This is a genomic window from Streptomyces dioscori (assembly GCF_003024195.1).
In the GTDB taxonomy this organism is placed as follows: domain Bacteria; phylum Actinomycetota; class Actinomycetes; order Streptomycetales; family Streptomycetaceae; genus Streptomyces; species Streptomyces dioscori.
This window is the reverse complement of the sequence record NZ_KZ679046.1, coordinates 33,981-45,500: the sequence shown is the minus strand read 5'-3', so window position 1 is coordinate 45,500 and position 11,520 is coordinate 33,981. Positions and strand designations below refer to the sequence as shown.

Genomic DNA, 11,520 nt, shown 5'->3' with positions numbered 1-11,520 from the left:
GATGAAATCCGACGCTGTCCGTCGGCGTCCGTAAAGAATGCGAGAACTTGCTTCTCTAATTCACACTGAGCCCGGATAGGAGGTCTCGCGCACGCGCTCCGAGATTCTCCACGCGCTCCCGGTACCCACTTCTCGCGCCGAGCTCCTGATACCAGTTCCGCCAGGCATCGATATTCTCCACGTCTGCCATACGGATGCGTTCCGGATCGGGCAGCCCTTTGTGCAGGGCCTCGAACACGAGGTCCGTCCTGTCGGTCAGGAAAGCCCGCTCGCGCAGCGGCACGGACCACTCCACGGCCGTACCGCCGGGCAGGGCGACGAACTCCCCGACAGCGGCGACCCGCTCGACGGCGGGTGCGAGGGCGGACAGCGGGCCCGGCAGCCCGCCCCGGAGCCGGTCGACGGCCCACAGACCGAGCGCGAACTCACCGTGCAGGCCCTGTGCGACGGCCAGCCGCCAGCACCGTTCGAGGTCCACCGGCCGGCGCTCGGCGAGCAGTTCCACGTCACACACACGGACGAGCGCGATGTCGTCGTCGCCCAGGGTGTGGATCCAGCTCCCCAGGTGCTCGTGGAGGTGGGTGACGACGTTCAGCAGCTCGAACTCGGGCGACAGCCGCCTGCACAGGACCCCGCCGGGGCCGGTCAGGGGCTCCGTGTCGTCGAGCCAGGCGCCGAGCGCGCTCTCGGGACGCCAGTACTTGCTGGGGCCCGCGACGTGCACGTCCATGCACAGCGGCCCACCGGGCCCGGCGCGGTCCCGGTAGTACGTGGGGCCGTTGAGGCTCTCCTTGCGCCAGTAGCCGAGCTCGGCGAACCGGGGCTCGACGGCTTCGAAGTCCGCGGCCGAGAACAGCACGTCGAAGTCGTTCATCGGGCGGTGCGCCGGGTGGCCGTACTCCCCCAGCAGCGCACCGCCCTTGAGCAGCACCGAGCGGGCGACGACCTCCGGTTCCGCCTCGGCCAGTTCCCGCAGTGCGGCGGTCAGCTCCTCGTGCCGGGTCTCGGTCGTCCGCGCGTGGAAGCAGAGTTCCTCCGCGATGCCCACCGGCACCCGGTCGGCGAGGGAGGCGGCCTCCAGCGCGTCCCACAGCAGTCGGCACACCTGGTGGCGCAGTGCCAGCACCAGCACGTGGGACCAGTCGACGAGCGGCTCGCCCGAACCCCTCGGCGGCTCCGCGTCCATGTGATCGCGCCATGCCGCCGCGACGCTTTCAGGGTGCGGACCCACCGAAGCGATGAGTTCACTTGCACGCATCGAGATATCCCCTTACCGAAGCACCTGGTCACTGGACGAGATTTTTACCCCACCCGCTGGGATGCCTCATTCTTGGCAGCGGTCGACCGTGTCCGCAAGAGGTATCCCGGGAAGGCCGACCCGAGCGGCGCTGTGGAATCTTTTATTCCCCGAAAGGAATGCCTGCTCAGCGGATAGTTAACGGATCAACATTGATTTCCTAATTTTTTTCACTATCCTGGTTCGCCAAGTGGCAACCCGATTGCCGGGGGTCACATCACGGCACAGGACATTTCCGGTGGCCGTGTACAGCGGTCTTCACCTCAGGTGTTTCTCGAAAGGAGCCGCGCGTGGAACGGGGGGTTTATGTGGCCCTGCTCGGCATCGACGGGGGCGGCAAGTCCTCAGTGGCCGCAGCACTGCGTGAGGGTCTGGAACACGCGGGGCACGAGGTCGTGGACGCGAGCACGGACGTGATGTTCGAGCGCGCGGCCCTGGGCGAAGGACACCCGTGGGAGTCGCTGCACCACATCGCGGAGGAGGGCTGGCGGCTCTATCTGCGCCAACCGCCCGCCCAGTCGGCGGTGTTCACCAGCGGCCTGCTGGAACTGACCGCCTACTGTGTGATCAGGGCGGACGTCGTGGAGCCCGCACTGGAGCGCGGAGCGGTCGTCCTCACCGACAGCTTCTGCCTGAAGAACGTCGTACGGACCCTGCGGCAGGCCCAGTTCATGGAGGGCTGCCTGCGTGAGGCGGTCGACCAGGCACTGCGCGGTGTCCGCACGGCACTGTCCTCACCGGTCCTGCAGCCGGACGTCGGACTGCTGCTCGACGCCGACCCCGCGCTCGCCCTCCGGTGGCGCCGCGCCCAGCGCGGCGGGCTTGAGCCGGGCGCGGATCTGTCCGTCGCCGGGCGGCCGGGGGACGAGGCGTTCGTGGAGCTGCAGAGCGCACTGGCGACGGAGCTGCGGGAAGCGGCCGGGCACTGGGGATGGCACGTGCTGTCCGTGGACGGACGGCCTCTCGCGGAGACCGTCTCGGCGGCCCTGAGCCATGTGAGGGAACACCCCGGTCTGCGAGGACCACGGTGAACATCTCCGTTCTCGAAGGCAAGTTGGGCCGCCGGACGGCCACGCGCACCGGTTCCGTACGGACCGAGACGGCGGAGGAGATCCTCGACCGCGTCGCCGGGACCCTGGGCGGCGTCGAGTCCCGGTACACGAGCGCGTCCGCCGCCCACCACTGGGCGGCCCGCTTCCGGGCGATGATGGCGGAGAACCGGTTCCTGCCCAGCGGACGCGTACTCAACAACTGCGGCACCCGGCAGGGGCAGCTCGCGAGCTGCTTCGTACTCCCGCTGCCCGACGAATTCGCCGGGATCTTCGACACGTTGGGGCTCGCCGCGGCCTGCCACCGTACGGGCGGCGGCACCGGCTTCGACCTGAGCGCGCTGCGCGAGTCCGGGGCCGGCATCAGCTCCGCCGAGGCGGCCGGCGCCAGTGGTCCGGTCTCCTGGCTGCACCTGTTCGACACCGAGACGAAGGTGACGATGCAGGGCGGCAAGATGCGGGGCGCGAACCTCGCCTCGCTCTCCGTGCGCCACCCGGACATCTTCGCGTTCCTCGACGCCAAGGCACGGGTGGGCGACCTGTCGAACTTCAACATCTCCGTCTCCGTGGACGACGCGTTCATGCGCGCGCTGGCCGCGGGAGAGGAGATCGCCCTTGTCCGCCCCCAGGACGGCCGGGCCGTGCGCACCGTTCCCGCGGCGGAGATCTGGGAGCGGCTGGCGCAGAATGCCTGGCGCACCGGCGACCCCGGCGTGCTGTTCCCCGACACCGTCAACCGCGCCAACCCGCTCGCCGGGCACCTCGGCCCCATCCGGACCACCAACCCGTGCGGGGAGCAGACCCTCTACCCGTACGAGGCCAGCAACCTCGGCTCGGTCAACCTCGCCGCCTTCGGCCGTGGGGGCCACATCGACTGGCCGGCGCTGGAGCAGACCGTCGCGGACGCGACACGGCTGCTCGACAACGCCATCGACGCCAGCCGCTATCCGGACCCCCGGATCACCGGGATGGCGCATGCCAACCGGCGGCTCGGGCTCGGCGTGATGGGCTTCGCCGATCTCCTGGTCGGCCTCGGCATCCCCTACGACTCGCAGTCCACGCTCACCCTGATCGACGAGCTGGGTTCCCGGATCCGCGAGGTGACCCGGGAGGCCAGTCGTCAACTCGCTCTGGAGCGGGGCTCGTTCCCCAACTGGGAGCACACCGGCTGGAGCAGGCCCGCGCGCAACTGCGGGATCACCACGGTCGCGCCCACCGGGACGATCTCCATGGTCGCGGGCTGCTCGGCGGGCATCGAACCCCGCTTCTCCGCCGTGTGGAACAAGGACGTGCTGACCGAGGACGGGGTCACCTTCGTCGACGAGGAGCTGCTCGCCGACGTACGCCGCTCCACCGGGCTGGCCGCCGAGGACGCGCTGGACCTCGTACGGACGAAGGCACTTGCGGACCTGCCCCTGGCTGCCGGCGCCCGTGCCAGGTACCGGTACGCCCATCACATCTCCCCCGCGTGGCATGTGCGGGTCGCGGCACGGTGGCAGCGCCATGTCGACAACGCGGTCTCCAAGACGGTGAACCTGCCGTACTCGGCGACCGCGTCGGACGCGGCCGAGGTCTACCGGCTGAGCTGGGAGCTGGGCTGCAAGGGCACCTCCCTCTACCGCCAGGGCTCCCGCGACCAGGACCTGATGGAGACCCGGGTGGCGGCCGAGACCCCGGGGGCCGCGGAGATCCGGGGAGCCGCGGAGGACCGGGTCTCCGCAGAGGACCGGGGGTCCGCGGAGGACCGGTTCCGCCAGAGCAGGGCGCTGCTCGCGGGCCGGGCGAACACGGTGGTGGGCTGAGATGGAACGACTGGCCCTGGAAGGCGGCCCGCCGGCGGTCACCGTCCCCCCGCCGCCCGCCTGGCCACAGCTCTCACCGGCCGCCAGGGCGCGGGTGGAGCGGCTGCTGGACGCGGGTGAGCTGTCGGACTACGACCACGGCCCCGTGCTGGCCGAGTTCGAGCGGACCGTCGCCGGCTACCACGGCCTGCCGTACGCGCTCGCCTCGTCCAGCGGCACGGACGCCCTGCTGTGCGCGTACTTCGCGGTGGGGGTCGGGCCGGGCGACGAGGTGCTGGTGCCGTCCTACAGCTTCCACGCGACGGTGGCCCCGCTGTTCCTGCTCTCCGCGGTCCCCGTGCTGTGCGACGTGGACCCGCTGACGGGGAACGTCGACCTCGCCGACGCCGAGTCGCGGATCACCGAGCGGACCAGGGCCGTCGCGGTGACGCATCTGTGGGGCCATCCGGTGGAGCTGACGGCGCTGGGACGGCTGGCGGCCCGGCACGGTCTCAAGGTGGTCGAGGACGGCTCGCACGCCCACGGCGCCCGGTACCGCGGCCGTCCGGTCGGCACCTTCGGCGACGCGGGGGTCTTCAGCCTCGGTGCGCGGAAGATGGTCAGCGGTGGCATGGGCGGCGTCCTGGTGACCGCGGACGAGGAAGTCTTCCGCGCCCCGCAGCGCCTCGGCCACACCCATGAGCGGGCCGGCCGGTCCCTGCCCGCGGCGGACGTGGCGGTCGGTCTAGGCGGCAACCACCGCATCGGGCTGCCGGCCGCCGCGATCTGCGTCGAGCAGTACCGCGACCTGGACGAACGGATCGCCGTCAAGACAGCGGTCCTGGAAGGGCTGAGCAAACGGCTCTCGGACATCCCCGGGCTGCGTCCCCCGTGCACGGCACCGCACGTGACACGCGGGGGCTGGTACGGCTACAAGGCGCGGTACGTCCCCGAGGAGCTGGACGGGCTGCCGCTGGACGACTTCGTCACCGCGCTGCGGGCCGAGGGGCTCGACGTCGGCCGCCCCTCCAACAGGCCGCTGCACCGGCAGGCGATGTTCACCGGCCGCCGGCTCGAACCGCCCCACTACCGTCCCGGCCGGCCCCGCCCGCTCTACCGGCAGGGGGAACTGCCGGGCGCGGAGCAGTACTACCGGTCGAGCCTGAGCTTCCCCGCCCCCCTTCTGCACAACCCGTGCGACGACCTGCTCGACGCGTACCAGGACGGCATCCACAAGGTGGTGAGGAACGTTGGACGCATCATCCGGGCGGCCCGCTGAGACGGGCGGCGGCGGCACGAAGATCTCGGTCCCGCCCAACGCCTTCTACGTCCCCTCCCCCGTCGTCCTGCTCACGACGGTCAGCGAACAGGGCGAGGTGGACGTGTCGGCGATGTCGGCGGTCGGGGTGGTGTGCCTGGACCCCGCGATCATCGCGGTGGGCATCAAACCGCGCCGCCACACCTACAAGAACATCCGCCGCACCGGCCGCTTCGTGGTGAACCTGCCGCTGGAGAACGACCTTTGGGCCGCCGACTTCACCGGCACCCGGTCCTGGCGCCGCAGCGGCGACAAGGTCGCGGAATCGGGCCTGGAGATCCGCGAACTGCCCGGGACCGGGCTGCCGTACGTGGAGAGCTGTCCGATCGTGATGGCCTGCGACGCCGTGGGGCACCTCGGCCGCAAGGAGCTGAACCTGCAGGCGGCGCCGTCCCATCAGACGGTCCTGGGCCGGATCGCCGAGTGCCTCGTCGACGCGGAGTGGCTGGGGCAGGACGAGGTGCGCCTGGAGGACATGCCGGTCCTCCTCTACCTCAACCGCGTCTACGCCCGGCGCGGGCCCGTCCTCGGGGAGCAGCGGTTCACCGACGACCCGCGCAAGCGCAGGGAGCGGATGCGCGCCTACCGCAGTCTCGGCGGCACGCACGACAAGCACGGCACGCACAGCACCCACGACACACGCGGCACGCACACGATCCGGAAAGAGGAGAGGACTCCATGAAACTTCCCCCCGTGCTGGAGAACGCGCACGCCCAGATCGTCCCCGCCCTGCGGTCCGCCTTCGGTGCGCTCTCGCCCGAGTTACGGGCGGTGGTCGACTACCACATGGGCTGGCGCGACGCGAAGGGCCGACCGGTCGAGAAGCAGAGCAGCAAGGGCGTACGGCCGACGCTCGCCCTCCTCGCCACCGCCGCAGCCGGGCACGCACCGGACGCGTCGGCCGTCCCCGGAGCCGTCGCGGTGGAGGCGCTGCACAACTGCGCCTTCCTGCTGGACGACGTGATGGACGGCGACCGCCACCGCAGGCAGCGCGAGACGGCCTGGGTGGTCTTCGGGAAGGGCATGTCCACGCTGGCCGGCACCGCCCTGTTCGTCCTCGGCAACGCGACGCTGCTGCGTTCGGACTCGCCGCACCGGCACGAGGCGGTGGGCCTGTACGACGACACCTTCGCGACGATGCTCGCCGGTCAGGCCCTCGACCTGGAGATGGAGGGGGCGAGCGAGGTGAGCGTCGAGCGGTGTGTGCGGATGACGGAATGGAAGACCGCCTCGCTGATGCGCTGCGCGGTCACCATGGGCGCGGTCCTCGCGGGCGCCCCCGCGCAGGTGCTGGAGCAGCTGCGCGTCTACGGAGAGTCCCTGGGCGTCGCCTTCCAGGCGCGGGACGACCTGCTGGGCATCTGGGGAGCCCCGCACGAGACGGGCGGGCGTCCGCCCGGCTTCGACCTGAAGGCACGCAAGGCGACCCTGCCCGTGGCCTTCGCCCTGGAGGAGAGGAGCGCGGCGGCGGACCAGCTGCGTGAGTTCCTGCTGCGCCCCGGACCCGGCGACGCGGAGGTCGCGCGGGCCACCGAGCTGGTCGAGAAGGGGGGCGGCCGGGAGCGTACGGCCGAGCTGGCGTCGTCGAAGGTCACCGCCGCGCTGACGGCGCTGGATTCCCTGGATCTCGCCGAGGACATCCGGCGCGGCTTCGCGGAGATCGCCGCGATGGGCCGCCCCGACCACTGACCCGTACCCCCCGGTGACCCGTACCACCACTGAACCGCAACGCGAGGCACCCGGATGGAGCGTGCCGATGACCCGGTCATCCGAACGTCAGGACGTCGACCAGACCAGTACCCAACACGCTTATCACCGGGGCCTGTTCCCGGCTCTCTACGACTGGGAGCGGACCGAGCGGGCGATCGTGGAGTTCAGCGAGGACAGCCGGCCGAGCGGGCTGCTCGGCCTCGACCAGATGGGGCACTTCGGACCGCACGGGTGCGATCTCGTCGCCGAGGTCGTCCGCGAGGCGTTCCCCCGCCGTGTACCGGCCCTGTGCGAGCTGGGCAGCGGTTTCGGCGGGGCGCTGCGCTACACCGTGGACAGACTGGCCGCCCACGGTGTCGGCGTGGGCCGGGCGTACGGCGTCGACCTGGTGCCCGAGCACTGCGCGGTCAGCCGCCGGATCAGCGCACGGCAGGGCCGGGCCGCGGTGACCGAGATCTGCGCGTCCGCCACCGACGTGCCGCTGCCCGACGGCTCGCTCGACGTGGTGACGGTCACCGGTTCGATGCCGCATTTCCCGCGCCCCGGCGAGGTGTTGTGCGAGGCGGCGCGACTGTTGCGGCCCGGCGGGCTCCTGGTGCTGACGGAGGAGGTCAGCCTGACGCGGAGCCCCCGCGGGCCGGGCGCCGCGTTCCGCGAGAGGCATCCGCCCGGCGTCTTCTTCACCACGCCCGTCGACGAACGGCTGGAGCAGCTGCGCCGGGCCGGATTCATCGGCACCACCGAACGGCCCCTGCGGCAGTGGGCCATCGCGCTCCTTGAGGAACGGCTCAAGGTGGTGAGCATCTTCCGGGGCAGCGCCGACGGCATCTACGGCGAACGGTCGGTCGACTCGATCCGCGCGACGCTCGGCACCGCCCGCAACGAGTTCCGCTCGGGCCGGATCGTCCCCATGCTGCTGTCCGCCCGACGGGCCGCCGACCCGCGCCGCGACACCGCCGCACCGACCGCACCGACCGCACCGACGAGGCGTCAGACCGAAGGATTCCACTGATGCGAGAAACGACCCAGTCCCAGCTCGTCCAGCGCCTGCTGACACACGTCGACGAGGCGACCACCGATGTCGCGGAGCACGTCTCGCTGCGGTCGAGCGACCCGTACGGGGACGAGGAGGTGTACCGGCGCGAAGTGGACCGTATCTTCCGCCGCGAGCCCTTCGTCGTGGCCCACGTCACGCAGTTGGCCTCCCCCGGCGACTATGTGGCCGACGACCTCCTGGGGGTCCCGTTCCTGCTGGTCAAACAGGCCGACGGCGAGATACGCGGCTTCGTCGACCTGTGCCGCCACCGCGGTACGCGGCTGGTCGCGCCCGGCGCGGGCAAGGCGGTGGCGGAGGGGTTCACCTGCCCCTGGCACGGCTGGCGGTACGGGCTGGACGGCGGGCTGTGCGGGATCACCGACCGGCGGCGCGGGTTTCCCGAGATCGACATGGCTCGACGCGGACTGCTCCGGCTGACCACCGAGGTACGGCACGGGTTCGTGTGGGTCACGCTCGACACGGACGGCGAGCCGGGCGTGGCGGGCCAACTGGGCGCGCTGGACGCCGAGTTCGCCGGTCTCGGCCTGGACACGCACACCGTCTACGGCCACTCCCGCCGCCCCGGCCGGTTCAACTGGAAGCTGGGCATCGAGGCGTTCCTGGAGACCTATCACTTCCGCTGGCTGCACCCTGCCATGAAGAAGTACGTCTTCGCGCCCGACCTGTCCCTGGTGAACGGCATCGGCAGGCACGTACGCCTGGTCGCCCCCAAGAAGTCCGTGCTGGAGAACCGGGAGCTGCGCCCCGCGGACCGGCGCATCCGCGACCACGCCACGATCGCCTACATGATCTTCCCCAGTACGGTCCTGTTCCTGGAGAAGCGGCACATCACCGTCATGTCGATGCGGCCCACCGCCGTCGACGCGTGCGACGTGCGCTTTCTGCACGCCGTCCGGGAGGACACCCTGCACCGCCGGGCGTACCACGACGACAACATCGGCAAGTTCATGGACGCGGCGGCCGAGGACTTCGGCGCGCTGGAACCGGCCCAGGACGGATTCGGCCGACCGGGCGCGGTTCGCGCCCCCGGGCACGAGAGCGTCGTGTTCGGCCGGAACGAGTGGGGCCTCCAGCTGTTCCGCTCGACCGTGGACGCCGCCCTGGCGGAGAAGGACGCCGGCCTCTCGAAGAAGCCGGAGAAGGAGGACCGGCGATGACCACGTCCGCTCCCGGGTTCCATCTGGCCCTCATGGGCATCGACGGCGTCGGCAAGAGCACCCTGATCCGGGAACTCGCCGAGACCGCCCGAAGCCAGGGCCTGCCCGTACGCACCGTCTCCTGGCGCAGCGTCGTCGAGGAGGAAGGAGAGGGGTGCTCCTTCCCGAAGGCGGAACTGCGCCGGCTGTGGGTCGAGTCGTTCCGCGCCTACTTCGGCGGCGCCCGCACGGCCCAGGGCACCCCCGTCGAACTGCCCACCGACTTCGCGGACCTGTACGCGCGCGGCGGCACCGAGTACCTGAACGGTGTGCGGGTCCACGGTCTGCGACCCGAGGGCGCGCTGGCCTCGGCCTGGATCGAACTCGCCGCGAACACCCTGCTGCACCAGGCCGTCATCGAACCGGCCGTCGCCGAGGGGTGCGCGGTGCTGCAGGAGTCGTACGGCTACAAGCATCTGCTGAAGCTCTTCGCCTACACCGAGCATCTGTCGCCCGACATGGCCGGGGCCGCGTCGGTCGGCCGCGCGCTGGTGGCCGACCACTTCGGCCGTGTGCTGCAGCCCGATGTGGGGGTGTATGTGGCCGGTGACCCGAGGACGGCGCTGCGCTGGCGGCAACGGCAGTCCGCACTGGGCACGTTCGAGACGTTCGCCTCCTCCGGGGAGAGCGCCGAGTCCTCCTTCGTGCAGCTCCAGGAGCACACCGCGACGGCCTTCGCGAGGTTCGCGGAGATCCATGGCTGGACGCGGGTCGATGTCCTGGACGTTCCCCGCGCGCAGAACCGGCGCCGCATCCTGGCGGCCCTGGCCCGCAGCCCGCTGGCCGACCGGCTCGACCTCGGGGCACTCGGGGACCTCGGTCCCAGGCAGCTCGATCTCAAGGAGACGGGGGCACGATGACCGATCTGGAGCTGCGTACGGAGCTGTTGTTCGAGCTGCGGGCCGAGGTGGAGAGCCGGCTGGATATCGGGGACACGGCGTTCGGGCGCCGCCGCGTCTACGTCGTCTCCGGCGGCACCTTCACCGGCCCGCTGCTGCGCGGGGAGATCCTCGGCGGCGCGGGCGACTGGCTGGTCCGCGGGGCGGACGGGACCTCCGAACTGGATGTGCGGGCGACCCTCAGCACGGACGACGGGGAGCTGATCTACAACCACTACCGCGGCATCTACCACGTGCCGCCCGAGGTGAAGGCCCGCATGGACGGCGGCGAGGACGTCCCGCCGTCCACGTACTACTTCCGGACCACACCGCGGTTCGAGACCGGTTCCGCCAAGTACGGGTGGCTGAACCGGACCGTCGCGGTGGGCGTGGGCCGCAGGACCAGCACCGGGATCGCCTACCGCGTCTACCGGGTGCTGTGATGGCCGGGAGGCTGACCGGGAAGACCGTGGTCGTCACCGGTGGCGCCGCCGGGCTGGGAGCCGCCGCGTGCCTGCGCTTCGCCGCGGAGGGCGCCGCCGTGCTGCTCGCCGACCGCGACCTGGCACGGGCCGAGGCCGTCGTCTCGGCCATAGCCGAACGCGGCGGGACCGCCACGGCGGTCCGCTCGGACGTCAGCCGCGAGACGGACGTGACCGCGATGGCCGCGACTGCGGTGGACCGGTACGGCCGCATCGACGCCCTCTACTGCAACGCCGGCATACCGGCCGTCGGCACCGCCCTGGTCACCGAGCGGCGCGTGTGGGACCGCGCGCTGGAGGTGATGCTGACGGGCACATGGCTCAGCATGCGCGCCGTGCTGGCCGGCATGGTGGCGCAGCGGTCGGGCTCGATCGTCGTGCAGGCGTCGGTGGCCGGTGTGGTCGGGGTGCCCGGCCTGGCGCCCTACTCGGCGGCCAAGGCGGGCGCGATCGGACTCACCCGCCAGGTCGCGGCCGACTTCGCCCGGCACGGCATCAGGGCCAACACGATCTGCCCCGGCACCGTCCCCACCTCCCTCGTGGACCGCACGCTGGAGGCACAGATCACGGCGGGCCTCAAGAGCCCCCGTACGCCTGCGGAGAACCTGGAGGGCGCGGCGGAGAACTATCCGCTGGGGCGGCTGGGGACGCTCGACGACGTCGTCAACGCGGCGGTGTTCCTCGCCTCCGACGAGTCGGCGTGGATCACGGGTCAGCACTTCGTCGTGGACGGCGGATTCACCGCGGTCTGA

The 11,520-nt window shown here is 71.4% G+C and carries 11 protein-coding genes; 10 read left to right on the top strand and 1 reads right to left on the bottom strand.

The window, feature by feature from the left end:
* Positions 1-55: 55 nt before the first annotated feature.
* Positions 56-1,258, bottom strand: a complete 1,203-nt coding sequence (locus C6Y14_RS22855; RefSeq protein WP_107018662.1) for a nucleotidyltransferase family protein — start codon at positions 1,256-1,258, stop codon at positions 56-58.
* A gap of 329 nt (positions 1,259-1,587) precedes the next feature.
* Between C6Y14_RS22855 and C6Y14_RS22850 the strand changes: the two genes are divergently transcribed.
* The 10 genes from C6Y14_RS22850 (at position 1,588) to C6Y14_RS22805 (ending at position 11,520) form a co-directional block, all read left to right on the top strand.
* Positions 1,588-2,328: a dTMP kinase gene (locus C6Y14_RS22850; RefSeq protein ID WP_159074304.1), complete on the top strand. Its 741-nt coding sequence runs from the start codon at positions 1,588-1,590 to the stop codon at positions 2,326-2,328.
* The gene (locus C6Y14_RS22845; RefSeq protein WP_159074303.1) at positions 2,325-4,148 is read left to right on the top strand and encodes an adenosylcobalamin-dependent ribonucleoside-diphosphate reductase; all 1,824 of its coding nucleotides are present in this window, start codon (positions 2,325-2,327) and stop codon (positions 4,146-4,148) included. The genes C6Y14_RS22850 and C6Y14_RS22845 overlap by 4 nt, the downstream gene beginning before the upstream one ends.
* Position 4,149: 1 nt before the next feature.
* Positions 4,150-5,406: a DegT/DnrJ/EryC1/StrS family aminotransferase gene (locus tag C6Y14_RS22840; RefSeq protein ID WP_107018659.1), complete on the top strand. Its 1,257-nt coding sequence runs from the start codon at positions 4,150-4,152 to the stop codon at positions 5,404-5,406.
* Complete coding sequence (locus C6Y14_RS22835; protein ID WP_107018658.1) at positions 5,378-6,127, top strand: flavin reductase family protein; 750 nt, start codon at positions 5,378-5,380, stop codon at positions 6,125-6,127. Before C6Y14_RS22840 ends, C6Y14_RS22835 begins: the two co-directional genes overlap by 29 nt.
* Complete coding sequence (locus tag C6Y14_RS22830; protein ID WP_107018657.1) at positions 6,124-7,134, top strand: polyprenyl synthetase family protein; 1,011 nt, start codon at positions 6,124-6,126, stop codon at positions 7,132-7,134. The genes C6Y14_RS22835 and C6Y14_RS22830 overlap by 4 nt, the downstream gene beginning before the upstream one ends.
* Positions 7,135-7,201: 67 nt before the next feature.
* Positions 7,202-8,167: a class I SAM-dependent methyltransferase gene (locus tag C6Y14_RS22825; RefSeq protein WP_107018656.1), complete on the top strand. Its 966-nt coding sequence runs from the start codon at positions 7,202-7,204 to the stop codon at positions 8,165-8,167.
* Positions 8,167-9,369 carry an aromatic ring-hydroxylating oxygenase subunit alpha gene (locus tag C6Y14_RS22820; protein ID WP_107018655.1) on the top strand — a complete coding sequence of 401 codons (1,203 nt, stop codon included), beginning with the start codon at positions 8,167-8,169 and terminating at the stop codon, positions 9,367-9,369. Before C6Y14_RS22825 ends, C6Y14_RS22820 begins: the two co-directional genes overlap by 1 nt.
* Complete coding sequence (locus C6Y14_RS22815; RefSeq protein ID WP_107018654.1) at positions 9,366-10,268, top strand: hypothetical protein; 903 nt, start codon at positions 9,366-9,368, stop codon at positions 10,266-10,268. Before C6Y14_RS22820 ends, C6Y14_RS22815 begins: the two co-directional genes overlap by 4 nt.
* Positions 10,265-10,729, top strand: coding sequence for a DUF3237 domain-containing protein (locus tag C6Y14_RS22810; protein WP_107018653.1), 465 nt, complete (start codon positions 10,265-10,267; stop codon positions 10,727-10,729). Before C6Y14_RS22815 ends, C6Y14_RS22810 begins: the two co-directional genes overlap by 4 nt.
* Positions 10,729-11,520 carry an SDR family NAD(P)-dependent oxidoreductase gene (locus tag C6Y14_RS22805; RefSeq protein ID WP_107018652.1) on the top strand — a complete coding sequence of 264 codons (792 nt, stop codon included), beginning with the start codon at positions 10,729-10,731 and terminating at the stop codon, positions 11,518-11,520. Before C6Y14_RS22810 ends, C6Y14_RS22805 begins: the two co-directional genes overlap by 1 nt.